Genomic DNA, 25,077 nt, shown 5'->3' with positions numbered 1-25,077 from the left:
GCACGCCGTGATCAACGCACTTCACGAGTCATTCGGGACGGTCCGTGGTGTCCTGTTCGACATTGACGACACCCTCGTGGATCTCGAGTACGCCATGACCACGGCCTTGCGTGACGTGAGCGAACACCTCCTGCCCGGCCTGGACCAGGCCGGGTGGGAGAAGTTCGGACGGATCTTTACGCACGAGACGACGCATTTCTACGACCGGTACCTCGCCGGAGAATTGACGTTCAACGAGCAGAGGCTGTTGCGTGGCCGGGCAGCCCTGGGGCATTTCGGCGTTGAACTCGCGGGCGAGGACTCCCATACGTGGCTCAATGACTATTCGCGCCTGCAGCCCAGTTATGTCCGGGCGTTCGGCGACGTCCTGCCGGTCCTCGATGCCTTGGACGCCGCGGGCATCCCCTACGGAGCCGTGAGCAACAACGTCCATGACTACCAGCGGGTCAAGCTCGACAGTGCAGGACTCGCTCGGGTGTCGGTCCTTGTTGGAACCGACACCGTGGGCGTGCCCAAGCCTGACCCCGCCATTTACCTGGAAGGGGTCCGCCGCTTGGGCACCACTCCGGCTGAGACCCTTTTTGTGGGAGACAACCGCCTGCTCGACGCCGACGGCGCCACTGCCGCCGGATTGCTGGGGGTCTGGCTGAACCGGGCCGGTGAGCCCGCCTCCGACTTTCCCGGCCGGGAAATAGACTCCTTGACGCGGCTGCTCGCCTGAGGCTCCTCCAGCTGAACGCCCACACGGCCGCCCTGAAGCGCGGATCGGGCGGGCCCGCGGCGTGGGCGTTCGATTTGTGCGCATCGGAAGTCTCGGGTAAAGTAATTACTCGTGCTGAGGGGCACGGAGCGAAGGTTTACGCCGTCGGATCCGGCCTAAAAGCGCCAATGGGATATGGTGTAATTGGCAACACTACGGTTTCTGGTACCGTCATTCTAGGTTCGAGTCCTGGTATCCCAGCTCTGAATATTCCGCATATTTGTGCGGTAATTCGGAGTTTCAAAACGGTTCGCCGATTTGAAACAATGTTGAATGTGTGAAATACTCATTCAGCTTGAATGCCGGAAGCGGTGTTCAAATCTGCAGTAATTGAAGTGCTGCAGTTGAAAGTACAAGGCCCCATCGTATAGCGGCCTAGTACGCCGCCCTCTCACGGCGGTAACGCGGGTTCGAATCCCGCTGGGGTCACAAATCAATCCCCCGGAACCAACAGGTTCCGGGGGATTTTTCTTTTTCACGATATTGGGGCGCCGTATCTTTCTCCCCGGGTTTCGCGCATGAAAGCCCTGAAATGGGGCAACGCGCCGTGTCGCCGGGCTCTCCCTGGGCAAAGGTGGGGAGATCGTGCGGCGGGCTAGGCGTCTTTCTGAAGGGCTTCTGCGGCTTCCCTGACTTTAATGAGCGTGCGCAGGTTCCGTGTGGTGGTGCTTGCCTTGTAGCGGGGCTTTGCCGAAAGCTTGCTGAACGGGCTGTCGAGCGTGCCTCCCACCGGGGCGAGCCACGCCGAGGCCTCAGGCCCCAGCCGGACATGCTCTACGCCGCCCTGGCCGGGGGCGCCGAGGGCTGTGCCGGCGTCGAACAGTTCGTCCAACATGGCCGTGTCCGAGGCGAGGGTGATGTAACTGTGTGTGGTCTTGTCGTCGGCCGGATAAGGGCACGCTTCCACCAGTTCGGCAACCCGCTCGGCGGACAGGACCACTACCCAGGCATCGTAGCCAAAAGCGTCCCTCAAGCACTTTTCGCACTGCTCCTTGACTCCCGCGGCGTCGAGCTCGCTCCGGAGCACCACGTTGCCACTGGCCAGCAGGGTCTTGACGTCCGTGAAGGGGCACGCCATGAGTGCTGCTTTGAGGTCGGCCATCTTGATGTTGATCCCGCCCACGTTGATTCCACGCAGGAACACGGCAAAGCTGTTCATGCGCCTACCTTACCCGCGCCCATCTACGGGAGGGCCGTGGGCGGGAATCCGGCGGCAAGGTGTCAGTCGTTGTTTTTGCGCAGGGCTTCGGTCAGTACCCGGGCGGCGTTGCAGACGACCTCGGCGTGCAGGCGTCCCGGCTGGCGGGTCAGGCGCTCAATAGGGCCCGAGATCGACACCGCGGCGATGACGCGGCCGGAAGGACCTCGGACCGGAGCCGAAACGGAGGCGACCCCGGGCTCGCGTTCGCCGAGGCTCTGCGCCCAGCCCCGGCGTCGTACTCCGGCCAGGACCGTCGGCGTGAACCGGGCGTTCTGAAGTCCGTCCAGGAGACGGTCGTGGTCTTCCCACGCCAGGAGGATCTGGGCGGCAGAGCCGGCCTTCATGGAAAGCTGTGTGCCTACGGGAATCGTGTCGCGTAGGCCGATCGGGCGTTCAGCCGAGGCGACACAGACGCGCCAGTCGCCCTGGCGGCGGAATATTTGAGCGCTTTCCCCGGTGGCGTCGCGCAACTGGATGAGGACGGGACCGGCGGATGCGATGAGCCGGTCTTCGCCTGCCGCCGACGCGAGCTCGACAAGGCGGCTGCCGAGGACAAAGCGGCCCTGGATGTCGCGGCTCACCAGGCGGTGGTGGACGAGCGCCAGCGCCAGCCGGTGCACCGTGGGACGGGCGAGCCCTGTTGCGGCCACAAGTTGAGCCAGGGTGGTTGGCCCTGCCTCAAGCGCGTCGAGCACCTGGGCCGCTTTATCGATGACGCCGACTCCACTAGAATTGTCCATGTAATGATATTGCCGTCTCAATATCTGAGATGCAAGTTGTTTCGCTGGCGCAGTTCGGATCACTGATGTTCAGTTGAAGTAGTCAAGCCAACCGCAGTGAAGGGAGCAGGCCGTGGGAAAGACACTGGCCGAGAAAGTTTGGGATGCGCACGTGGTGCGCAAGGGCGACGGCGAAGGAGCCAACGCCCAGCCCGACCTTCTGTTCATCGACCTGCACCTCGTGCATGAAGTGACCTCGCCGCAGGCGTTCGAGGGCCTTCGCTTGGCGGGCCGCCAGTTGCGCCGGCCGGACCTCACCATCGCCACGGAGGACCACAACACTCCGACGTTGGACATCGACAAGCCGATCGCCGATCTGACCAGCCGCACGCAGATCCAGACCTTGCGCAACAACTGCAAGGAGTTCGGAGTCCGCCTGCACTCACTCGGAGACGCCGAACAAGGCATTGTGCACGTCGTCGGCCCCCAGCTGGGCCTCACCCAGCCCGGCATGACGGTTGTCTGCGGCGATTCCCACACTTCAACCCACGGCGCCTTCGGAGCTCTCGCCATGGGCATCGGCACTTCCGAGGTGGAACACGTCATGGCCACCCAGACGTTGTCCCTCAAGCCGTTCAAGACCATGGCCATCAACGTTGAAGGCACCCTCCGTCCGGGCGTCTCTGCGAAGGACATCATTCTTGCTGTCATCGCCAAGATCGGTACTGGCGGCGGCCAGGGCTACGTCCTGGAGTACCGGGGCTCGGCGATCCGTGCGCTTTCCATGGAGGCGCGAATGACGATCTGCAACATGTCGATCGAGGCCGGCGCCCGGGCGGGCATGGTCGCCCCGGACGAGACGACCTACGCGTTCATGTTGGGCCGCCCGCACGCCCCGCAGGGCGCGGACTGGGATGCCGCCGTCGAATACTGGAACACGCTGCATACCGACGACGACGCCACTTTCGATGTCGAGGTGGACCTCGACGCCGACACCCTGGAGCCGTTCGTGACCTGGGGGACCAATCCGGGGCAGGGCATTTCGCTCAACGAGACAGTGCCGTTCCCCGAGGACTTCGCCGACGAGAACGCCAAGCTGGCGGCCGAGCGGGCCCTGCAGTACATGGGCCTTGAAGCCGGGACACCCATGAAGGACATCCGGGTGGACACGGTCTTCCTGGGTTCCTGCACCAACTCCCGCATCGAGGACCTCCGTGCGGCCGCCGATGTCATCCGCGGTCGGGAAAAGGACCCCAAGGTCCGGATGCTCGTGGTTCCCGGCTCGGCGCGCGTGCGTCTTGAAGCGGAGGCGGAGGGCCTGGACAAGGTCTTCAAGGAATTCGGCGCCGAATGGCGCTTCGCCGGCTGCTCCATGTGCCTGGGCATGAACCCGGACCAGCTGGAACCGGGGGAGCGCTGCGCGTCAACCTCGAACCGCAACTTCGAGGGGCGCCAAGGCAAGGGCGGCCGCACTCACTTGGTCTCGCCGGTCGTTGCAGCCGCCACGGCAGTACGCGGAACGCTGAGCTCGCCTTCGGACCTCGAGTCCGCCACCGCCACCACCACGCTGACCGGCACCGCGGTCTAGGAGGATCCCATGGAAAAGTTCATCACCCACACCGGCATCGGTGTCCCGCTCCGCCAGAGCAACGTTGACACTGACCAGATCATTCCGGCGGTCTACCTGAAGCGGATTACCCGTACCGGCTTCGAGGACGCCTTGTTCGCCGCATGGCGCAAGGACGCTTCCTTCATCCTGAACCAGGAGCCCTTCAATGCCGGCTCGGTACTCGTGGCGGGACCCGATTTTGGTACGGGTTCATCGCGCGAGCACGCGGTCTGGGCACTGAAGGACTACGGTTTCAAGGCCGTGCTGTCCTCCCGGTTCGCGGATATCTTCCGCGGCAACTCGGGAAAGCAGGGCCTCCTTGCCGCCGAGGTGGCACAGGATGACATCGAGCTGATCTGGAAAGTCCTCGAAAACGCGCCCGGCACCGAGGTCAAAGTGGATCTTGTGTCCAAGACCGTTGAGTGCGGAAACGTGGTTGCACCCTTCGAGATCGACGATTACACCCGCTGGCGCCTCCTGGAAGGCCTGGACGACATCGGTCTGACCCTCCAGCACGAGGAAGACATCACGGCTTACGAGGCCACGAGGCCTTCCTTCAAACCAAGAACTTTGCCGGCGCGAACCCAGTAGCCAGGAACCCGGTAGCTGCCGCACCATCTCATGACCGGCGCACCTTGTAAGGACCGGCGCACCCGAAGGAACTGGTGCGCCGGTCCTTTTGGTGTGCGGTTCGGGTGTCGGCGGGATCTTTTCATGGTTTGATCCCCGCGTTGCGCAGCTTAGACAACAGTTCGGCACCGTCTTTCGCCGCGGGCCACATCCATCGGACCACGGTCAATCCCGTTGCCCTCAGGCGGTCCTCCCGGATCTTTTCGGCCTTCAGTACGTCTTCCGGGCTGCGTCCGGCCAGGAACTCGCCCTGACTGTATTTCGCCCAGCCATCGAACTCTCCCACGACTCCATGGTCCGGCCAGTAGAAGTCCGAGTATCCGATCAGTCCTTGTGCGTCGCGATGCACCGCCTGCAGCTCGGGCTGAGGAAGTCCGGCCAGTATCATCACCGCACGGCTCAGCGATTCGCCTGGCGAACCGGACGCGGGATCAGCTGCCGCAAGTACCCGCTGCACTCGCCGTTGTTTGACATTGCTCAGACCACGGAGGCGGGAGAGGACTCTTTCGCCGAATTCCTCCGGGGGCCGTCCCGATTGCCTCCAGAACGATGCTGCGCGGTCCGTTGCGGGCAAGGAGCCAGTGAGGGGCAACATGGCGGCGAGGTTCCCGATGGTCTGTTCCATGGAAGTAACCCGGAGGCCGTGCAGCACCACAACGTCGCACTCATCCGGAACGGCCAGGCGGCGGCGGATGCCATTCCGGGACCTGCCGCCGCCTGGACCTGGCATGACCAGTGTCTCGACTTCGTCAGGCACCTCAATCAGCGGAAGGCCCCACACTGAGGCTGCTGATTGGCCGCAGAAGAGCGGCGGCTTGCGGGCAGCGTCGTTCACGGCCTGGATTTTGACGCGGAACTGCTCCCACGGCTCCAGCTCCATCCAACGGCTCGCCGGAAGATACAAGCCCCGGCGGATCCGTACCAGTTCGTTGCGCCGGGCCATTCTTGCAACCGTGCGCCCTCCGTGGTCGTCATTCGGGTCGGAATGCGGGGTTATCCATGGATCGGGCAGGAAAGGTGGCATGGCTCCAGCCTTGGGGGCACCGCGGCCGGTGCCCAGCCCGCCGTCGTCGTATGTGGAAAAGTCCTGCGAATATCAAGGTTCCCGCGTCCGCTCGAGCCACGCCCGGCACCGCGAAACCCGTCCACGCCACGCCCCTCCATTTCGAATCGGTAACGTCAGCTTTTATGCTTAGCTGGAGCCTTCGTAAGTGTGGGGGCATCAATTCGTGAGGAAACCGGTATAGATGAGTAGTGTTCTGACAATCCGCGGCGGCGTCCCTTTGACCGGTCGCGTCACCGTCAGAGGCGCCAAGAACCTTGTTCCCAAGGCCATGGTGGCTTCCCTCCTCGGCAACGAACCCTCGGTGCTGCGGAACGTCCCCGAGATCAAGGATGTGGAGGTCGTCACCAGCCTCCTGCAGCTTCATGGGGTGACTGTCCAGAAGGATCCTGCCACCGGCGATCTCACCCTGGACCCCAAGAACGCGAAGACTGCATCCAGTACCGCGATCGATGCCCACGCCGGGGACTCCCGCATCCCCATCCTGCTGTGCGGTCCGTTGATCCATGCCATCGGCGAAGCATTCATTCCGGATCTCGGCGGCTGCAAGATCGGCGACAGACCGATCGATTACCACTTGGACGTCCTCCGACAGTTCGGCGCGGTCGTCGAAAAGCGCCCGGGCGGCATCCACATTTCCGCTCCCAAGGGCCTGCACGGCGCCAAGATCTCGCTCCCGTACCCTTCGGTGGGAGCAACGGAACAGGTCCTGCTGAGTGCCACGCGCGCCGAGGGCATCACCGAACTCAGCGGTGCCGCCACTGAACCGGAAGTCATCGACCTCATCGCTGTGCTGCAGAAGATGGGCGCCCTCATCAGTGTCCAGACGGATCGCACCATCCGGATCGAGGGCGTTCGGGACCTGGGCGGCTACGACCACCGGGCACTGGCAGACCGCAACGAATCGGCGTCGTGGGCTTCAGCTGCCTTGGTGACGCGCGGAGACATCTTCGTCGAAGGTGCTTCCCAGCGGGACATGATGACTTTCCTCAACACCTACCGGAAGCTGGGCGGCGGAATGGATATCCGCGAGGACGGCATCCGCTTCTACCACCCCGGCGGAAAGCTCAGCCCGCTCGTCCTTGAAACCGATGTTCACCCGGGCTTCATGACCGATTGGCAGCAGCCCCTGGTGGTCGCCTTGACCCAGGCCGAAGGCGTGTCGATCGTCCACGAAACCGTGTACGAAAACCGATTCGGCTTCACCGACGCACTGACCCGAATGGGCGCAACCATCCAGGTCCACCGCGAATGCCTCGGAAGCGTGCCGTGCCGATTCGGCCAGCGCAATTTCCTGCATTCCGCCGTCGTTTCAGGACCCACTCCGCTCAGGGGCACCGACATCGACATTCCCGACCTCCGCGGCGGATTCAGCCACCTGATTGCGGCTCTTGCCGCGACCGGTACGTCCAGGGTCACAGGGATCGACATCATCAACCGCGGCTACGAGCGCTTCACTGAGAAGCTCGCCGGGCTGGGCGCCGATTTCGACCTCACCGAATCCAAGTAACTGGGGGACACCTTGAAGGAATCGGCCCAGAGCCGTGCCATGTTCGCTGTTCTCGCGGGTGTTGCCCGCCCGATCATGAACATACTCATGGCAAAGAAGTGGGAGGGGACGCAAAAGCTTCCCGCCGGTGGCTTCATCGCGGCCCCGAACCACTGCACCGAGATCGATCCCATCGTCGTGGGGCACATGCTCTACAACATGAAGCGTCCGCCGCATTTCCTCGCGAAAGCCGGCCTCTTCAAGGCCCCCGTCGTCGGCAGCCTGTTGCGCGCCACGAACCAGATTCCGGTGGAGCGCTCGACGACGGGAGCGAACCGCTCGCTGCAAGCCGCCCAGGAAGTGGTGGATGCGGGCGGGGCCATCATCATCTACCCCGAGGGCACCCTGACGCGCGATCCCGATCTGTGGCCGATGAAGGGCCACACGGGAGCTGCCCGCCTGGCAATCCAGACCGGTGCGCCCGTGGTACCCATTGCCCATTGGGGTGCCCATGAGGTGTTCCCGAGGTACGCCAAACGCCTGCACGTCTTCCCCCGGAAGACCTCCCGCATCCTGGTTGGCGATCCGGTGGACCTCAGTGCCTTCCAGGGCCGGCCACTGGACCGGGCCACCCTGGTTGAGGCGACCGACATCATCATGGATGCCATCACGGACCTTCTAGCTACCTTGCGCGGGGAAGAAGCGCCCAAGGAACGCTGGGACCCCACTGCCCACAACCAGTCCAAGCATGGCCGCTTCCAAGCGACTGAAGGAACGTCGGGCACCAATGGTTCGGACGGACAGAAGTGACCTCCGGGGAGGAACTCGTCGCCGACACCGGTATTGTCGCCGTGCTTGGCGCGGGATCGTGGGGTACGACGTTCGCGAAGGTCCTGGCGGACGCTGCGATCGCCGGTGGAGTGCCGCGCAACATCCGGATTTGGGGTCGGCGGGATGAGGTGGTCGCGCAGATCAACACGGAGCACCGTAACGCCCAGTACTTGAAGGACATTGTGCTGCCCGATTCCATCACGGCCTCAACAGATGTGGCCGAGGTCCTTGCGGACGCGGGAATCGTGATTCTGGCCGTGCCGGCCCAGTCGCTTCGGCTCCAACTGCGCAAATGGAAACCACTGGTGGCCCCCGGCGCCGTGGTCGTCTCCCTCATGAAGGGCCTCGAACTCGGCACGGATTCGCGCATGAGCCAGGTCATTTCCGAAGAACTGGACATTCCGCAGGAACGGGTTGCCGTTGTTTCGGGACCCAACCTGGCAATGGAGATCGCCCGCCAGGAACCGACGGCTTCCGTGGTGGCCTGCAGCGACGAAGCGACGGCTGCATCGTTCGCGCTCTACTGCACCGCACCCTACTTCCGCCCCTACACGAGCAATGACGTGGTCGGGGTGGAAATCGGGGGAATCGTGAAAAACGTGATTGCCCTTGCCGTCGGTATCTGCGAAGGCAAGCAAATGGGCGACAACACCAAGGCCTCGGTCATCACGCGCGGCCTCGCGGAAACCTCGCGACTGGCCCTTGCCCTGGGCGGCGAGGCGCACACGATGGCAGGCCTTGCAGGGCTCGGAGACCTCGTGGCCACTTGCTCGTCGCCCTTGTCCCGGAACCACACGGCGGGACGATTGCTTGGCGAAGGTTTGACCCTTGAACAGGTTACCGAGCAGATGACGCAGACCGCGGAAGGCATCAAATCCGGGTACGCTGTCTACGAACTAGCCGGAAAACTCGGTGTCGACATGCCGATCACCGCGGCCGTGGTGGCCGTCCTTGAAGGCAAGATGTCCGTTGATGAACTCGGGCCCAGACTCCTGGCCCGCTCCCTGAAGTCCGAAGGCGATTACTGACTGTGACCGAAGAACCCCTGTCCGCCGGAACTGCTGCTTCTGCCGGAACTGCCGAGTCCGCGAAGCCTGCCGAACATCGGCGCCCTCGTGTCGCCGTGCTCTTTGGCGGCCGATCCAGCGAGCACGCGGTCAGCTGCGTGACAGCGGCCGGCGTGATGGGCGCCATCGACAAGGAGAAGTACGACGTCGTCCCCATCGGGATAGCCAAGTCGGGCCAGTGGGTGATCCCCTCCGCTGACATCAGCCAATGGTCGCTGAGCGCCTCGGCCTTGCCTGAGGTGCCGCCTTCCGGGAAGACCGTGACCCTGGCCGAGGTTGGTGGAGCCCATCAACTGGTCGTCACGTCCGCGAATGAGGTGCCCGAGGAACTGGGTTCCGTTGACGTCGTGTTTCCGCTCCTGCACGGGCCTTGGGGCGAAGACGGCACAATTCAGGGTCTCTTGGAGCTCTCGGATACCCGCTACGTGGGAGCCGGAGTGCTGGCATCCGCCGTCGGCATGGACAAACACTTCATGAAGGTCGTTTTCGAGGCCGCCGGACTCACGGTGGGACCGTACGTCGCCGTCACTGACCGTGAATGGATCAACGACGCCGAAGCCGTGCGCAAGCGCGTGGACCGCCTCGGCTTTCCGGTCTTCGTGAAGCCGGCCCGCGCCGGTTCCTCAATGGGGATTTCAAAAGTGGATTCGATGGATGATTTGGACGCCGCCATCGAAGAAGCACGCCGGCACGACCTCAAGCTGGTGATCGAGGCCGGCATTGTTGGCCGCGAAATCGAGTGCGCCGTCCTTGAAGGACGCGGCACTGCTGCCCCTCGAACCTCCATGCCGGGGGAAATCGCCGTGGCCCCGGGTGAACACCAGTTCTACGACTTCAACGCCAAGTATGTGGAGGACGGCGCCGCAGCCCTCAGCTGCCCTGCCGATATTCCGGAGGAAGCCATTGCGCGCGTCCGTGAGCTCGCTGCGGCCGCGTTCGATGCCGTGGGTGCCGAAGGCCTCAGCCGCGTGGACTTCTTCTACACCCCGGACGGCGAACTCATCATCAACGAGATCAACACCATGCCCGGGTTCACGCCCAAGAGCATGTATCCGCAAATGTGGGCGGCTTCCGGGCTGGGCTACGCCGATTTGATTGACGAGCTCATCTACCTGGCCCTCAATCGCAAAACCGGCCTGCGCTGAAAACCGGCCTGCGCTGATAACTGGCCGGCTCTGAACCCCGGCCGGGGTTCGCTACTTGCCGGGGGTGCTCGTGGGCAGCTTCTGCAGCAGCTCAGGCTGGCCAACGCACTTGCGGACGGCCTTGATTTTCGAAGCCGCCGGTGCCAAGTCGGCAAGGACCGTGGCGGAGCTGACCTTGTTCGGGTCCAGGAGGATTTCGGTGGCGGGCTGGCGGCCATAAGTGGTCAGGGTCCATACCGGGTCGCCTTCCTTGATGACCCAGTCGACGTCGTTGACCGTGACACAGCGGTCCGTGGTGGGACCGGGCACGTTGACACCGCAACGCAGAATCAACACAGACGGGTCGCCCCAAGCCGCCGTGGCCTGGCTGTTGGTCTTCCGCAGTGCGGCGTCGCCGATGGTGTCAGGGAGCGCCACCATCATGGGAGCACACGCGGCATTCGCGGCGTCCGCCGCGGGCTGGACGTCAACGACGGGGGAGCAGGCTGCAAGGCCAAGGACCGAAACCGCCGCGGCTGTCAGTGAACAGAGGGCGCGGACGTACACAGCGGATTTCGTTTGTTGCATTGATCAAGCCTATCGCGGCTGCAGCAGGCCGCTCGCGCCACGGGACGGCCCCTTTGCTGTCGGCGGTTCGCGATAGCGTAGAGCTGTGTCCATAGAACAGCAGATTGTCGGTGAGCTCTCCGAAGGTGAGCTCCTCGCGCGCATTTTTCCGCGCCTGAACCACAGCAGCAGCGTGCTGCTCGGGCCGGGGGACGACGCCGCGGTTGTCGCGGCCCCGGATGGCCGGACCCTCATTTCCATCGATACCCAGACCCAGGACCAGGACTTTCGCCTGGAATGGAACAACGGATACCGGACTACGGGGTATGACGTCGGCTGGAAATCGGCGGCGCAGAATCTCAGCGACATCAACGCGATGGGTGGTACCGCCGTGTCCCTCGTCGTCAGCTTGACCATGCCGCCCGGCACTCCGGTGCGCTGGGTCGAGGACTTCGCGGATGGCCTCACGGCCGGCATCGTCGGTTTGGGGGCCGGCGATTGCTCAGTTGCCGGGGGAGACCTGGGCCGCGGCAGCGAAATCGCGGTGACCGTCGCCGTCGTCGGGACAATGCACGGGCTCCCTGCTGTATTGCGCTCCGGGGCCCGTCCTGGGGACATCTTGGCCCTTGCCGGAACTGTGGGCCGCGCCGCAGCGGGCCTGGCCCTGCTTGAAAGCGCCATACCCGTGGGCGAGCTGAACGCCGCCCAGCGCGCACTCATGGACTGCCAGTGCCGGCCCCTGCCACCCCTCGCCGCTGGACCACAGGGTGCCAAGGCAGGAGCAACGGCCATGATGGACATCTCGGACGGGCTTTTGCGTGACGGCGCGCGCCTCGCCGAGGCCAGCGGCGTCGCGCTCGACCTCGACCCTATTGCGCTCAAGACCCTTGCCGCGGCCCTGGAAGCTGCCTCGGCTCCTCTTGTCCGCGATCCCATGGACTGGGTCCTGGCTGGCGGAGAAGACCATGGCCTGCTGGCTACATTTCCAGCAAATGTTCAGTTACCTTCCGGCTTCACTGCGATAGGCTCGATCCAGGCCGTCGCCGAAGGACAGCACAGCGGCGTCCGGATAGCGGGAATGCCCGCTGACACCGTGGGATGGGATCACTTTGCAGACTAAAATTGCCGCCAATACGCACGCCATGAAGCGGTGGCTGGGCAAAGCGGAGACGACGCTCGGGAACCATAGCGACCGCCTCAACGCCATCAACATCTTCCCGGTGGCAGATGGCGACACCGGCACCAACCTCTACCTCACGGTCCGCGCCGCTGCGGCTGCATTCGCTGATCGCTCCACCGTGGACGAACCCGTAAACGATGTAGGTGCGGTTCTGTCGGAGGCCGGACGGGTGGCCATGGAGCAGGCCCGCGGAAACTCCGGAACACTCTTTGCTGTCTTCTTGTGTGCCATGGCTGAGCCGCTGGCCGGGCACCCGCGCCTCAGCGCGCCCCTGCTCGCCGCCGCCTTGAACCGGGCCCAGATCCGGGCTTGGTCGGCCTTGAGCGAGCCGGTACCGGGCACCATGCTCTCCGTTCTCGAAGCTGCCGCCAGGGCAGCGGGCGAATGCGATACTGCGCACAACGGCGATGACAGCAACCAAGCCCTGGGCCTGGCCCTTGATGCCGCCGTGAATGCCGCGCTGGATGCGGTAGTGCGAACCGAGGACCAACTCGCCCCGCTGCACGCCGCCCGTGTAGTGGACGCGGGTGGGGTAGGGATGTTGCTGATCCTGGACTGCCTGCGTTCGGCTGTGCTCGGCGAAGAACTCCAGGATGAGCTCCTGGACGGGCTGCACGGCTATGACCTGCAGGATCCGCACATCCACGCCGGAATGCCTGACGACGACGGCGTCGAGGTCATGTGCACCATCAGCCTTTCACCGCTGGCTGCGGCCACGCTCCGTCAGCGCTTGGACGAACTCGGCGACTCCGTGATCATGAGCCAGGTGGGCGCCCCGGCAGGACGGAACGACGCCGGGGACGACAATGACGATGAGGACGCCGCAGAAGCCAGCTACCGCTGGCGCGTGCATGTCCATGTTCCGGAGGCTGAGCCCGCTGTGGCCGTCATACGCTCACTAGGCGACCCCACCGACATCTCGGTCAGCCAGCTCTCGATGCCGCGTGACCCAGGCTTTCCGGCAGGCCAGCACGGGCATGAATACTGAGCTTCATCTTCCCCTCGAGCGCAGGATCGGCAAACGCTCCGCCTCCGTCATCGGGAAACACCTTGGCCTGGACACCGTCGGGGAGCTGCTGAACTACTTTCCGCGCCGTTACTTGAACCGCGGGGAGCTGACGCCGATCAGCAAACTGCCGTTGGATGAAGAGGCCACACTCATCGCCCGGGTCCTGTCCAATTCAACCCGGCAAATGCGGGCAAGGCGGGGATCATTGACGGACGTGGTGGTCAGCGACGAGGCCAGCGGTGAGCAGATTCCCGGAACATTGAAGATCAGTTTCTTCAATGGTTTCCGCGCCCGCACTGAGCTCCAGCCGGGGCGCCGGGTCATGTTCTCCGGCAAGGTCAGCCGCTACGCCGGCTCCTTGGGCATGACCAATCCGGACTTCGTCTTGCTCGACGAGGATCCGGAATTGGCCGGTTCCGTCGATCCGGAAAAGCTGGCCGCCATGCCTATTCCCGTCTACCCGGCCACCGCGAAGCTCACCAGTTGGTCCATCCATAAGGTCATCACCACGCTCCTGGACACCATCGATATGGACGGCATTGAGGATCCGCTGCCTGCCGACATTGCCGCCCGGGAGAAATTCCTGGGGATCGGGGAAGCGTATCGGCTCATCCATTCGCCGGAAACGGCAGCAGACTGGCAGCGCGCCCGTGACCGGTTCCGCTACCAGGAAGCACTGGTTTTGCAGACTGCGCTCGCGCGGCGCCGGGCCCAGCTGGCTGCCGAAGAGGCAACCGCCCGGCGCCCCGTGCCCGCCGGACTCCTTGCGTCCTTCGATCGGCAGCTGCCATTCACGCTGACCGCGGGCCAGGCCGCGGTGGGAAAGACCCTCTCCCACGAGCTGGCACAGGACTCGCCGATGAACCGCTTGCTGCAGGGCGAAGTCGGCTCCGGAAAGACGATCGTGGCTTTGCGTGCCATGCTCCAAGTGGTTGATGCCGGCGGGCAGGCGGCACTGCTTGCCCCCACCGAGGTTCTCGCGGCACAGCATTTCGATTCCATCCGGAGGACCCTGGGCCCGCTGGCCCGCGACGGTTTGTTCGGAGGCGCCGGGATGCTGGGTGGGCCCGGATTGTCAGAAAGCGGCCCGGGTCCCGTCCAGGTCACCCTTCTGACGGGCTCCATGCCGTTAGCTGCCCGCAAGCAGGCCATGCTGGACGCGGCTTCGGGCAACGCCGGCATTGTGATCGGTACCCACGCGCTGCTCAGTGACAAAACCTCGTTCCAGGACCTCGGCCTGATTGTGGTGGATGAGCAGCACCGCTTTGGAGTGGAACAGCGCGACGCCCTGCGTGCCAAGGCGAACCGGCCGCCCCACCTGCTGGTCATGACCGCCACTCCGATTCCGCGCACCGTTGCGATGACTGTCTTCGGCGACCTTGAGACGTCCGTGCTGGACGAGCTTCCAGCGGGCCGGGCACCCATCTCCACCCACGTCGTCGGGCTTGCGGAAAACCCTGGCTGGGCCGCCCGGATCTGGAAACGCTCGAGGGAAGAGATCGACGCCGGCCACCAGGTGTACGTTGTGTGTCCGAAGATCGGAGACGACGACGACGGCGACTTCAGCCCGGGCGAGGCGGAACCAAGCGACGCCGAACTCTCGGAAGAGGGCCCCGCGCGGGAGCTCGCCTCCGTGACCGCCGTCGTCGAAACGCTCAGCCAGGAGCCCGCACTCCGGGGGGTCCGGGTGGCGCCCCTCCACGGACGCCAGGATCCGGTGCTTAAGTCCGAAACCATGGCCTCGTTCACTGCCAACCAGACCCAGCTGCTGGTGTCCACCACGGTCATCGAGGTGGGCGTGGATGTCCATAACGCCACGCTGATGGTGATCCTCGATGCTGACCGCTTCGGTATTTCGCAACTCCACCAGCTGCGTGGGAGGGTCGGCCGAGGCGGGCTTCCAGGCACGTGCCTGCTGGTCACGACGCTCGAGCCCGGCCATCCGAGCCGCAGGCGGCTTGACGCCGTTGCTTCCACTACCGACGGCTTCGAACTTTCCCAGGAAGACCTCAAGCTGCGCCGGGAAGGCGACATCCTGGGCGCTTCGCAATCCGGTGGGCGCTCCACCCTCAAGCTCTTGCGGGTCCTGGAGCACGAGGATGTGATCGCCCGCGCCCGTACCGATGCGCAGCGGCTCGTGGCGAACTACCCAGGGCTTGAGGGCCAACAGGCACTGGCTGCCGCGATCGACGAATATCTCAACCCCGAAAAGGAGGCGTTCCTTGAACGCGGCTAAGGAATCCAGGCCTGAAGGCACCCTCGTGTGCGCCGCCCCGGGAGTTTGCCGGTGAGCCGGATCATTGCCGGCGTGGCCGGTGGCAACCCGCTGGTCAGCGTCCCGGGAAACGCCACCAGGCCTACGACGGATCGCGTCAAGGAGGCCTTGTTTTCCCGGCTCGAGGCTCTCGACGCCATAGACGATGCCCGTGTCTTGGATCTTTATGCCGGTTCTGGCTCGCTCGGCATCGAAAGTGCCAGCCGGGGCGCGCGCTCAGCCGAACTCGTGGAATTCGATGCAAGGGCATCCGAGGTCTGCCAGCGAAACGCCGACATGGCCAACCAAGTGCTGGGACGCAGGGTCGTGTCCGTCCATCGTTCCAAAGTGGAATCCTTCCTGGAACGCGCGGCGGATGACGTTCTCTGGGACCTGGTGTTCCTGGATCCGCCCTATCCTTTGGATGAGTCCTCCCTGAAAGTGGTACTCGCCAAGCTGGCCTTCCACCTCGATGAAGGTGCCGTGGTGGTCGTCGAGCGTTCCTCACGGTCCCCGGAACCTGACTGGCCGGACACCCTCGAACGCTTTGCCGACAAGAAGTACGGGGAAACCAAGCTCTGGTTCGCCGAGCCCGTCTAGCCACCCGGGCCCGGATGAGGCGTTAGCCTGTAATCCGGTCCAGCTCCACTCCGCTCAGCACCGCTGCGGGGTGCGGCCCGCGGGCCAGGAGTTCCGCTGTCCACTCGGCTGGCCACGGCCCGCGGGTCCCCACCAGGATGATGTTGCCGGGGTAGCGGCCGGCGAACATGCCGGCTTCGGCGCAGGCGGCAACGTCGGGCATCGCCCGACGCATCGCGGCGACCTGGCTGCGCACCAAAGTCAGGGCCGCTTCGTCGCCGACGTTGACGATGAGCACTCCAGCGGGCTGAAGCCGCGCCGCGGCCTCTTCATAGAACTCCTGGCAAGCGATATGGGCCGGAGCCTCGGGTCCGGAGAAGATGTCAAGGATCACGACGTCGAACTCGAGTTCGGCGGGCAGCTCGGCGAGGGTTTCGCGTGCGTCGCCGATATGCGTCTCCAAGCGGGTGCCGTCCGGCATGGGTAACTTCTGCAACACGAAGTCGAGCAATTCGCGTTCGAGCTCGACGGCGTGCTGTTCGGAACCAGGCCTCGTCGCCTCGATGTAGCGGGCCAGCGTCAAGGCCCCCGCGCCGAGGTGAAGGGCGGTGATGGCTTGGCCGCCTGGCGCGGCCAGATCAACCACATGGCCTATCCTGCGCAGGTACTCGTAGAAGATTTCAGCGGGTTCGGCGAGATTGACGTGGGATTGCTCGGCATCGCCGATGCGCAGGATGTAGGCACCGTCGATCAGCGAGTCGGCTTCGATCGAGGCATGTTGGCCGGTGGTCCGAAGGAAACGCCGCCCCTCGTGGTTTTGCCCGGTCGACACGATCAGAGCTTGTCCCGCAGGGTGGCCAGCCTGGCAGCCGCTTCTTCCAATACTTCGGTCCTCTTGCAGAATGCGAAGCGGAGAAGGCTACGGGTCCTTTCCGCGCCTTCCGGATGGCAGAACACGGGAACGGGGATGGCGGCCACCCCGACGAGTTCCGGTAGTCTTCGCGCCAGGTCCACGGAATCGCTGATGCCGAGCGGTGCGGTGTCTACGTTGATGAAGTATGTTCCCCGCGGCGTGTAGACGCCGAAGCCGGCGGCCCGCAGTCCCTCGGCCAGGATGTCGCGCTTGTGCTGGAGAGCGGACGCGATGCCGGTGTAGAACTCGTCGGGCAGGGCAAGGCCTGTGGCGATCGCACTCTGGAAGGGTGTGCCGGAACTGTAGCTGAGGAATTGTTTGACTGTGCGGATCGCTGCCACGAGGTGGGCAGGTCCGCTGAGCCAGCCGATCTTCCAACCGGTGAACGAGAACGTCTTGCCGGCCGAGGAAATCGTGACACTGCGTTCTGCCGCGCCTGGGATACCGGCGATCGGAAGGTGTTGCACGCCGAAGGTGAGGTGTTCGTAGACTTCGTCGCTGAGGATCACGGCATCGTATTTGCGAGCGAGCCCGACGATGCGTTCGAGCACCTCGCGGGGGAAGACCGCGCCAGTGGGATTGTGCGGGTTGTTGAGGAGCACAACCTTGGTGCGCTCACTGAACGCCGATTCCATCGCGTCCATGTCCGGAAGGAAGCCAGGCGCCAGCAGGGGAGCGGTCACGTGCCTGGCGCCGGCGAGACCGATGATGGCGCCATAAGAGTCATAGAAGGGCTCGAAGGTCAGGACCTCGTCGCCCGGTTCGACGAATGCGAGCAGGGAGGCTGCGATGGCTTCAGTGGCCCCGGTGGTCACGATGACTTCGGTCTGCGGGTCCGGGGACAGCCCGTAGAATCGTTCCTGGTGCACTGCGATAGCCTCGCGAAGTTCAGGGAGGCCTTTGCCCGGCGCGTACTGGTTGGCTCCCGCCGTGATGGCTGCCTGCGCTGCTGCCTTGATTTCCGCGGGGCCGTCCTCATCGGGAAATCCTTGGCCCAGGTTGATCGCGCCGGTGGAGACTGCAAGCGTGGTCATCTCTTCGAAGATGGTCGCTCCGAGGCTGCCGTCGGCTGAAAGCAGGTTGGCTCCGCTGGCGGCTCGCTGCCAAGGGGCGACGGACGTGTTCTCGCTGAGAGAGGCCGGGCTCGTCACTGTGCTGTTGCCTTCCTGGGTGCTGGCTTTCGGGCTCGTCCGGCCCGCCGTTCCAGCCATGGTATCGCCATAGTGCCGGCGGCCCCGGATGCGGTAGGTTCGAACCATGAGACGCGCAGTGTGCCCTGGCTCCTTCGACCCCATCCACAACGGACATCTGGAAGTCATCGCAAGGGCCGCCGGCTTGTTCGATGAAGTCGTCGTCGCGGTGTCCACCAACTACGCGAAGAAGTACCGCTTCAGCCTGGAAGAACGCATGGACATGGCACGGCAGACCCTTGCTTCCCTGCGCGGCATCATCGTGGAGCCCATGGGTGAGGGGCTGCTGGCCGAATACTGCAGGCACCGGGGAATCTCGGCGATCGTGAAGGGCCTGCGTTCGTCCTCGGATTTTGACTATGAACTTCCCATGGCCACCATGAACCGCCAATTGTCCGGAGTCGAGACTGTTTTTCTCCCGGCGGAGGCCCATTACCTGCACTTGTCCTCCACGCTTATCAAGGAAATATTTCTCTTGGGCGGTGATGTTTCCGATTTCGTGCCGAAATCCGTGCTCAAGAGGCTCCCGGCTGGCGAGTCGGCAGCGGAGCAGCCTCGCAACGGGTAAGCTGGATCGGTACCTCGGGCAGAACGCGTTCAATTGGTCCGGTTTGAGTCCGTTCGCGCGTTCAGGCTAAGATGGTACGTCGGTCATATGTTCTACAGGAGTTCTCATTAAGCGAGATGCAAGTTCGCCTTTGACGCTGGACGTCAAGGACCTCGGACGTAGTCCAGGAAGCATGCGGACGCTCACGGAACATGTACCCGCGCCAAGTGATCTTGGCGTGGCACTCATTGGCGTTCAGGAAGGCTCGGATATCGAGCTCGACTTGAGGCTTGAGGCCGTACACGAAGGAATTCTGGTATCTGGAACCGTGCTCGCTGAAGTCAAGGGCGAATGCGGACGATGCCTGGATCCCCTTGCGTATGACCTTGAGGTCAATGTGCAAGAACTTTTCTTCTATGAGGGCGTTGAGCTGTCGGACGAAGAAGACGATGAAGAGCAACGTCGAGTCGAGCACGATCTAATCGATCTTGAACCGGTGTTGCGGGACGCGGTTGTAACCATGCTGCCGTTCCAGCCGGTGTGCCGGGAAGACTGCCAGGGCCTTTGCTCAGTATGCGGAGTGCGTCTGGAAGACGAGCCGGGGCACCACCACGAGGACCTGGATCCTCGCTGGGCTGCCCTAGCTGAACTGGCTAAGACCGACCGGCAAACTGATTAGTAAGTGTTGACTAAAAGAGAAATGAGATAGCCGTGGCTGTTCCCAAGCGGAAAATGTCTCGCGCAAATACACGCGCCCGCCGTGCCCAGTGGAAGGCAACTGCCCCCAACTTGGTCAAGACCGTCGAAAACGGACAGGTTGTTTACAGCCTGCCGCACCAGGCAAAGGTCGTCACCGACTCTGCCGGGACTGCGCTGTTCCTTGAATACAAGGGCCGCAAGGTCGCAGACGCCTAAATCCGCCACAAGGCTGACAAAGGATGTCTTCAACTGAAGAGCTTCTGAAGCGTCTCGGTGTCTCCATTGACGCCGAGACGCTTCGTCTTGCTCTGACACATCGTTCATACGCGTATGAAAATGGCGGGATACCCACCAACGAGCGCCTCGAATTTCTGGGCGACTCCATTCTGGGCTTCTCCGTGACCGATTCGCTGTACCGCGACAACCCTGCGTTGCCGGAAGGCGAACTTGCCAAGCGGCGCTCCGCCGTCGTCAGCACCCGTGCGCTGGCAGGAATCGGCCGCGACCTTGGCATCGGCGAATTCATCTACCTCGGTCAGGGCGAAAGACTCACCGACGGCAAGAACAAGTCCTCAATTCTTGCGGACACCATGGAAGCGCTCATTGGCGCCACGTATCTTTCCAACGACATGGAGACCGCCCGGCAGTTGGTCATGCGGCTCGTCGGCCCGTTGCTCAAGGATGCCGCGGCCCTTGGAGCCGGCACCGACTGGAAAACCAGCATGCAGGAGCTTGCCGCGAGCCGTCAGCTCGGGTCCATCTACTATGCCGTCGAAGGTTCCGGCCCGGACCACGCACGCAGCTTCGAAGCAGTGCTTCAGATCGGCGGCACTGCCTACGGCAAAGGCACGGGCCACTCCAAAAAAGAAGCCGAGCAGGAAGCCGCCGCAGATGCATGGCGCGCCCTGAACAGCAAGGTCACGCTCAACAGCAAAGCCGGCTCGCAGGCTGATGCCGCGCACCGCGCCTGACTTTCCACATGCCTGAACTGCCCGAAGTCGAAGTGGTCCGCCGCGGGCTGGCGCGTTGGGTGCGCGGCCGGACGATTACGTCCGTGGAAGTGCTGGACCCGCGTTCCATCCGCCGCCACGCGCTGGGCACAGAAGACTTCATCGGCAACCTCGAGAACTCCACGGTCTTGGACGTCGTCCGCCGTGGCAAGTTCCTGTGGATGCCCCTGCGGACCGAAGAACCCCGCAGCGAGGCCGTGACCGGCGAAATGATGCCCCGGGTGGCGCTCATGGCGCACCTTGGCATGAGCGGGCAGCTGCTCATGCAGGATCCCGGGGTTCCCGATGAGAAGCACCTCAAAGTCCGTCTCCACCTCAGCAGTTCCGACGGTATGCCCGGGCAATTGCGGTTTGTGGACCAACGGATCTTCGGCGGGCTTTTTGTCACCTCCCTTGTCCCGACGTCCGACGGCGGTCCCGGCGGCCAGGGCGAGACGCCCCTTCCGGAAATTGCCGAAGAGGCCTCGCATATTGCCCGGGATCCGTTGGACCCGCACTTCTCCTTTGACGGCTTCTACCGGAAGGTCCGAGCCCGCAAGACAGGGCTCAAGCGTGCCCTGCTGGACCAGGGCGTCATCTCCGGCATAGGCAACATCTACGCCGACGAAGCACTGTGGCGGGCCAAACTCCACTACGCCAAACCAACAGACACCCTTAAGCGGGCCGATGCGCTGAGGGTGATCGACGCCGCGAAGGGAGTCATGACCGACGCCCTTGCGGCCGGCGGGACGAGTTTCGATTCGCTTTACGTCAATGTCAACGGAGCTTCGGGATACTTCGCCCGGTCCCTGGACGCCTATGGCCGGGCGGGCGAGCCATGCAGGCGTTGTTCAGCCGTCGGACTCCCGGGTGTGATCAAACGCGAGCAATTCATGAACCGCTCCTCGTACACGTGCCCCATCTGCCAGCCGAAGCCGCGCAACGGCCGCTGGTAGCACGGATTCGCGGTTAAACCCCCGCAAATCCGGGGATTTCCGCCGTCGGGCAGTAGATTTAGGCCGTAAAGCAGCCACTGCCGCCATTGAAAGTGATCCGAACCACCTTGCATCTGAAAAGTTTGACTGTCCGGGGATTCAAGTCGTTCGCGTCGGCCACGACGTTCGACTTCGAGCCGGGCGTCACGGCCGTTGTCGGCCCCAACGGTTCGGGCAAGTCCAATGTGGTTGACGCGCTGGCATGGGTCATGGGCGAACAAGGTGCCAAGACCCTGCGCGGCGGCAAGATGGAAGACGTCATCTTCGCGGGCACATCGGGTCGGCCCCCTCTGGGCCGCGCGCACGTTGCGCTGACGATCGACAACGCCGACGGCGCCCTGCCGATCGAATACAGCGAAGTCACCATATCCCGCACCCTTTTCCGGACCGGCGGATCCGAGTACGCCATCAACGGCTCGCCATGCCGCCTCTTGGACATCCAGGAGCTGCTCTCCGATTCAGGCCTTGGCCGGGAGATGCATGTGATCGTGGGCCAAGGGCAGCTGGACCGGGTCCTGCACGCCACTCCCGAGGACCGCAGGGGATTCATCGAGGAAGCCGCAGGCATTCTCAAGCACCGGCGCCGCAAGGAAAAGACTGTCCGCAAACTGGAGGCCATGCAAGCGAATCTGCAGCGCCTTGGTGACCTTACGGCGGAAATCCGCCGTCAACTCACGCCACTGGGCAAGCAGGCCGAAGTCGCCCGCCGCGCCCAGACCGTGCAATTCGACGTCCGGGACGCCAAGTCAAGGCTGTTGGCCGATGATCTTGTCCAGCTCACCCGGGCCTTGGAGAAGGACGTCGCCGACGAAGCCGCGTTGAAAGAGCGGCGCGTGGCAGTCGAAGCGGAGCTCGACGCGGGCCGTCAGCGCCAGATGCGTCTTGAGCAGCTCGCGGCCGAGGCCACACCCAGGCTCAATGCGGCCAGGGACAACTGGTACCAGCTGTCCGCAACCAGGGACCGTCTTCGCGCGCTGGGTTCGCTCGCTACCGAGCGCCGCCGCCTCCTCGGTGCCTCGGATGCTGTCCCGGATTCCGGCCGCGACCCTGACCACCTGGACCGGCAGGCCGCGCGGGTCCGGCAGGAGCAGTCGGAGCTGGAGCACGACATTCTGGCGAAGCAAGCAAGACTGCTCGAGGCCACGGCGGCCAAGCAGGAAGCCGAGAACCTGGCTGCGGCCGAGGACAAGCGCCTGACGGCCGCTTTGCGGGCGGCAGCCGATCGCCGTGAAGGCCTCGCGAAACTCGTAGGACAATTGGCGGCCGCACGTTCCAGGGCCGAAGCAGCCGAGGCCGAACGGGGCAGGCTCAGGGACTCGCTTTCCGCCGGCGAGGAGCGCCGTCGCCACGCGCAAAGTGAGTTTACTGCTCTCGAATCGCAAGTGGCCGGCGTTGAAGACGGTGAAGAAAGCCTCGACGCCGAATACGAGGACGCCGCCGCCCTCCTTGACGGGATCAACGCGGAGATCGAGACGTTGAAAGCCGCCGAACGGGACGAAGTCCGCGAACGTGATGCCCTCACCGCCCGCCGTGACGCCCTGCAGCTTGGACTCAACCGCAAGGACGGCTCTTCACGGGTCCTGTCTTCGGACCACCCCGGAGTCCTGGGGTCGCTGGCTTCCCTCCTGACAGTGGAGCCCGGGTACGAGACTGCCGTGGCCGCAGCGCTTGGCAGCACTTCGGATGCCGTCGTGGTGGCCGACATGACGGGAGCCGTCGCCGCGATGCAACTGTTGAAGGATGCCGACGCCGGACGCGCCGCGCTCCTGGTGGCGGGCGCGGTGCGCTCCGAAAGTCCTGGGCCGGGCCAGCGGGAACTGCCGACGCTGCCCGACGGGGCACGCTGGGCCGCCGAGTTGGTGACGGCTGACTCCCCCGAAGCCAGGGGCGCAGTGGCCCTCTTGGGGCTCACAGCCGTCGTCGACGACTTGCACATGGCGGAAAGCCTCATTGCCGGCAATCCTCGGCTTACGGCCGTGACGCTCGAAGGCGACGTCTTCACGGCCCTGACGGTGGACGGCGGATCGGCCACGGCGCCGTCGCTTCTTGAAGTCCAAGCCGCAGTGGACGACGCCGACGCACGGCTCCTGGAGCTCACCGCCCGCCTCGAGCGAGGCAAGTTCGCCCTGGCCGGAGCCGAAGCCCGCCGGGCCGATGCCCAGGAGCGGGCAAATGCGGCGCTGGACAAACTTCACGACTCGGATGCCCGCCTTGCAGCCGTCGCGGAACGGCTTGGCCACCTGAATTCCCAGTTGCGCAGCGCCGTCGCGGAGCGCGATCGAATGGCGGAGTCCCTGGCCAAGGCCGAACTGAACATGGCCGTGGCAGAGGAATCCCTTGAGCTTGCGGCGGAACGCCTGGCCGCGGCTCAGGAAGCTCCCCAGGAGGAAGAGCCTTCCACGGAGCACCGCGATGCCTTGTCAAGGGCTGCAAGCGAAGCACGGTCCCGGGAGATGGAGATCAGGCTGGGGTTGCGAAGTGCCGAGGAACAGCTCGCAGCGACCAGCAACCGGGCCGCGTCCCTCGAACGGGCCGCCGCCAGCGAACGGCGGGCACGCGAGGAGGCCGCGCGCCGGGCCCTGCGCCGCAAAGCCCAGGCCGAGCGGGCATCCGCCGTCGTTTCCGCCGTCGAACAAGCCGTACGCTTCGTCGACGTTTCAGTAGACCTGGCCGCCCGCGCCCGCTCCCTCGCCGAGGCAGTCCGTGAGCAGCGCGAGAAGGAACTCGCCGATGTCCGGAGCAGTAACGAGGCGTTGGCCCAGGAGCTGACAGGACTGACGGATTCCGTCCACCGCGACGAACTCGCGCGAGCCCAGCAGAAGCTCAGGATCGAAGCGTTGGAAACCCGGGCCATCGAGGAGCTCGGCCTGTCAGCGGAACAACTCGTGGCTGACTTCGGTCCGGATCAGCCCGTTCCCGTACCCGCGTCCTCGGCGGACAAGTGGGCCGAACTCCGGACGCCGGTGGACGAGGACGGAAACGCCATCATCGAAGGCGTTCCCTTTGTCCGCGCCGAGCAGGAGAAGCGGCTCCGCAAGGCAGAACGCGACCTCGCCGCCCTTGGGAAGGTGAACCCCTTGGCGCTTGAGGAGTTTGCCGCACTCGAGGAGCGCCACCAATTCCTGAGCACGCAGCTGGAAGACCTCAAATCAAGCCGCAAAGACCTTCTGGACATCATCAAGGAAGTGGACAACCGGGTCCAGCAGGTCTTTGCCGAGGCCTTCGCCGATACCTCCAAACAGTTCGACCACGTCTTTGCCCGGCTTTTTCCCGGTGGAGAAGGCAAGTTGGTGCTGACGGACCCCGATGACATGCTGACCACCGGCATCGAAGTGGAGGCAAGGCCCGCCGGCAAGAAAATCAAGCGGTTGTCCTTGCTCTCAGGTGGCGAGCGTTCGCTGACGGCCGTGGCGTTGCTCGTGGCGATTTTCAAGGCACGGCCTTCGCCGTTCTATGTCATGGATGAAGTGGAAGCCGCTCTGGACGACACGAACCTGGGCAGGCTCATCACAATTTTCGAAGAGCTGCGCGAGTCCAGCCAGCTGATTGTCATTACGCACCAGAAGCGGACGATGGAAGTCGCGGATGCCCTCTATGGAGTGACGATGCGGGGCGATGGCGTCTCCACCGTCATTAGCCAGAGGCTCGGTGCCGAGGTCTAG

At 64.1% G+C, this 25,077-nt stretch carries 23 protein-coding genes and 2 tRNA genes; 19 read left to right on the top strand and 6 right to left on the bottom strand.

What is annotated here, in order from left to right; genetic code table 11:
• Positions 1 to 7 precede the first annotated feature (7 nt).
• From J2S96_RS15565 to J2S96_RS15555, 3 genes are all read left to right on the top strand, one after another.
• Positions 8 to 721: an HAD family hydrolase gene (locus J2S96_RS15565; RefSeq protein ID WP_306865439.1), complete on the top strand. Its 714-nt coding sequence runs from the start codon at positions 8 to 10 to the stop codon at positions 719 to 721.
• A gap of 168 nt (positions 722 to 889) precedes the next feature.
• Positions 890 to 961 (top strand) — tRNA-Gln (locus tag J2S96_RS15560).
• Positions 962 to 1,116: 155 nt separating this feature from the next.
• Positions 1,117 to 1,189: transfer RNA gene (locus J2S96_RS15555), tRNA-Glu, on the top strand.
• Between the two features lie 166 nt (positions 1,190 to 1,355).
• Here the strand turns inward: J2S96_RS15555 and J2S96_RS15550 are convergent.
• Together J2S96_RS15550 and J2S96_RS15545 are read right to left on the bottom strand one after the other, a co-directional pair.
• Positions 1,356 to 1,919 carry a DUF1697 domain-containing protein gene (locus J2S96_RS15550; protein ID WP_306865438.1) on the bottom strand — a complete coding sequence of 188 codons (564 nt, stop codon included), beginning with the start codon at positions 1,917 to 1,919 and terminating at the stop codon, positions 1,356 to 1,358.
• Positions 1,920 to 1,981: 62 nt separating this feature from the next.
• Entirely contained in the window at positions 1,982 to 2,701 is a 720-nt protein-coding gene (locus J2S96_RS15545; protein ID WP_028264661.1) for an IclR family transcriptional regulator, read from the bottom strand.
• A 112-nt stretch (positions 2,702 to 2,813) separates the two neighbouring features.
• On the opposite strand from J2S96_RS15545, the gene leuC reads away from it, so the two are divergent.
• Together leuC and leuD are read left to right on the top strand one after the other, a co-directional pair.
• On the top strand, positions 2,814 to 4,268 hold the full coding sequence (gene leuC, locus J2S96_RS15540; protein ID WP_306865432.1) for a 3-isopropylmalate dehydratase large subunit: 1,455 nt from the start codon (positions 2,814 to 2,816) through the stop codon (positions 4,266 to 4,268).
• A gap of 9 nt (positions 4,269 to 4,277) precedes the next feature.
• Entirely contained in the window at positions 4,278 to 4,880 is a 603-nt protein-coding gene (gene leuD, locus J2S96_RS15535) for a 3-isopropylmalate dehydratase small subunit (RefSeq protein ID WP_306865429.1), read from the top strand.
• Positions 4,881 to 5,001: 121 nt separating this feature from the next.
• Here leuD and J2S96_RS15530 read toward each other — a convergent pair whose 3' ends face one another.
• The gene (locus J2S96_RS15530; protein ID WP_306865426.1) at positions 5,002 to 5,862 is read right to left on the bottom strand and encodes a hypothetical protein; all 861 of its coding nucleotides are present in this window, start codon (positions 5,860 to 5,862) and stop codon (positions 5,002 to 5,004) included.
• Positions 5,863 to 6,166: 304 nt separating this feature from the next.
• Here J2S96_RS15530 and murA point away from each other — a divergent pair, with 304 nt between their 5' ends.
• The 4 genes from murA to J2S96_RS15510 are packed head-to-tail and all read left to right on the top strand — an operon-like array spanning position 6,167 to position 10,514.
• A complete protein-coding gene (gene murA, locus J2S96_RS15525) occupies positions 6,167 to 7,492 on the top strand; it encodes a UDP-N-acetylglucosamine 1-carboxyvinyltransferase (protein ID WP_306865423.1) in 1,326 nt (441 codons plus the stop codon).
• A 12-nt stretch (positions 7,493 to 7,504) separates the two neighbouring features.
• On the top strand, positions 7,505 to 8,281 hold the full coding sequence (locus J2S96_RS15520) for a lysophospholipid acyltransferase family protein (protein WP_306865420.1): 777 nt from the start codon (positions 7,505 to 7,507) through the stop codon (positions 8,279 to 8,281).
• Positions 8,278 to 9,330 carry an NAD(P)H-dependent glycerol-3-phosphate dehydrogenase gene (locus J2S96_RS15515; RefSeq protein WP_306865418.1) on the top strand — a complete coding sequence of 351 codons (1,053 nt, stop codon included), beginning with the start codon at positions 8,278 to 8,280 and terminating at the stop codon, positions 9,328 to 9,330. Before J2S96_RS15520 ends, J2S96_RS15515 begins: the two co-directional genes overlap by 4 nt.
• A gap of 17 nt (positions 9,331 to 9,347) precedes the next feature.
• Positions 9,348 to 10,514, top strand: coding sequence for a D-alanine--D-alanine ligase family protein (locus J2S96_RS15510; RefSeq protein ID WP_370873138.1), 1,167 nt, complete (start codon positions 9,348 to 9,350; stop codon positions 10,512 to 10,514).
• Between the two features lie 51 nt (positions 10,515 to 10,565).
• Here J2S96_RS15510 and J2S96_RS15505 read toward each other — a convergent pair whose 3' ends face one another.
• A complete protein-coding gene (locus tag J2S96_RS15505; RefSeq protein ID WP_306865413.1) occupies positions 10,566 to 11,081 on the bottom strand; it encodes a DUF3515 family protein in 516 nt (171 codons plus the stop codon).
• Between the two features lie 85 nt (positions 11,082 to 11,166).
• Between J2S96_RS15505 and thiL the strand changes: the two genes are divergently transcribed.
• Genes thiL through rsmD form a run of 4 tightly spaced genes read left to right on the top strand, consistent with a single transcriptional unit; the run spans position 11,167 to position 16,103 of the window.
• The gene (gene thiL, locus J2S96_RS15500; RefSeq protein WP_306865411.1) at positions 11,167 to 12,180 is read left to right on the top strand and encodes a thiamine-phosphate kinase; all 1,014 of its coding nucleotides are present in this window, start codon (positions 11,167 to 11,169) and stop codon (positions 12,178 to 12,180) included.
• 22 nt (positions 12,181 to 12,202) lie between these two features.
• Positions 12,203 to 13,228, top strand: coding sequence for a DAK2 domain-containing protein (locus J2S96_RS15495; protein ID WP_306865549.1), 1,026 nt, complete (start codon positions 12,203 to 12,205; stop codon positions 13,226 to 13,228).
• Positions 13,218 to 15,485: an ATP-dependent DNA helicase RecG gene (locus tag J2S96_RS15490; protein ID WP_306865408.1), complete on the top strand. Its 2,268-nt coding sequence runs from the start codon at positions 13,218 to 13,220 to the stop codon at positions 15,483 to 15,485. The genes J2S96_RS15495 and J2S96_RS15490 overlap by 11 nt, the downstream gene beginning before the upstream one ends.
• Positions 15,486 to 15,536: 51 nt before the next feature.
• Positions 15,537 to 16,103 carry a 16S rRNA (guanine(966)-N(2))-methyltransferase RsmD gene (gene rsmD, locus J2S96_RS15485; RefSeq protein ID WP_306865405.1) on the top strand — a complete coding sequence of 189 codons (567 nt, stop codon included), beginning with the start codon at positions 15,537 to 15,539 and terminating at the stop codon, positions 16,101 to 16,103.
• A gap of 22 nt (positions 16,104 to 16,125) precedes the next feature.
• Here the strand turns inward: rsmD and J2S96_RS15480 are convergent, their stop codons facing one another.
• Both J2S96_RS15480 and J2S96_RS15475 read right to left on the bottom strand, forming a co-directional pair.
• Positions 16,126 to 16,914 (bottom strand): spermidine synthase, encoded by a 789-nt coding sequence (locus J2S96_RS15480; protein WP_306865402.1) that lies wholly within the window; start codon positions 16,912 to 16,914, stop codon positions 16,126 to 16,128.
• Positions 16,915 to 16,916: 2 nt separating this feature from the next.
• The gene (locus J2S96_RS15475; RefSeq protein ID WP_306865398.1) at positions 16,917 to 18,206 is read right to left on the bottom strand and encodes an aminotransferase class I/II-fold pyridoxal phosphate-dependent enzyme; all 1,290 of its coding nucleotides are present in this window, start codon (positions 18,204 to 18,206) and stop codon (positions 16,917 to 16,919) included.
• A gap of 46 nt (positions 18,207 to 18,252) precedes the next feature.
• Between J2S96_RS15475 and coaD the strand changes: the two genes are divergently transcribed.
• From coaD to smc, 6 genes are all read left to right on the top strand, one after another.
• Positions 18,253 to 18,753: a pantetheine-phosphate adenylyltransferase gene (coaD, locus tag J2S96_RS15470; RefSeq protein WP_306865396.1), complete on the top strand. Its 501-nt coding sequence runs from the start codon at positions 18,253 to 18,255 to the stop codon at positions 18,751 to 18,753.
• 130 nt (positions 18,754 to 18,883) lie between these two features.
• On the top strand, positions 18,884 to 19,411 hold the full coding sequence (locus tag J2S96_RS15465) for a YceD family protein (protein ID WP_306865394.1): 528 nt from the start codon (positions 18,884 to 18,886) through the stop codon (positions 19,409 to 19,411).
• Between the two features lie 32 nt (positions 19,412 to 19,443).
• Complete coding sequence (gene rpmF, locus J2S96_RS15460; RefSeq protein WP_234758120.1) at positions 19,444 to 19,647, top strand: 50S ribosomal protein L32; 204 nt, start codon at positions 19,444 to 19,446, stop codon at positions 19,645 to 19,647.
• Between the two features lie 23 nt (positions 19,648 to 19,670).
• The gene (gene rnc / locus J2S96_RS15455) at positions 19,671 to 20,402 is read left to right on the top strand and encodes a ribonuclease III (RefSeq protein ID WP_306865389.1); all 732 of its coding nucleotides are present in this window, start codon (positions 19,671 to 19,673) and stop codon (positions 20,400 to 20,402) included.
• 8 nt (positions 20,403 to 20,410) lie between these two features.
• The gene (gene mutM, locus J2S96_RS15450) at positions 20,411 to 21,376 is read left to right on the top strand and encodes a bifunctional DNA-formamidopyrimidine glycosylase/DNA-(apurinic or apyrimidinic site) lyase (RefSeq protein ID WP_306865386.1); all 966 of its coding nucleotides are present in this window, start codon (positions 20,411 to 20,413) and stop codon (positions 21,374 to 21,376) included.
• Between the two features lie 107 nt (positions 21,377 to 21,483).
• Complete coding sequence (smc, locus tag J2S96_RS15445; RefSeq protein WP_306865383.1) at positions 21,484 to 25,077, top strand: chromosome segregation protein SMC; 3,594 nt, start codon at positions 21,484 to 21,486, stop codon at positions 25,075 to 25,077.

It is taken from the genome of Arthrobacter bambusae (assembly GCF_030812595.1).
In the GTDB taxonomy this organism is placed as follows: Bacteria; Actinomycetota; Actinomycetes; order Actinomycetales; family Micrococcaceae; genus Arthrobacter; species Arthrobacter bambusae_B.
This window is presented reverse-complemented; position numbering and strand designations above follow the sequence as displayed.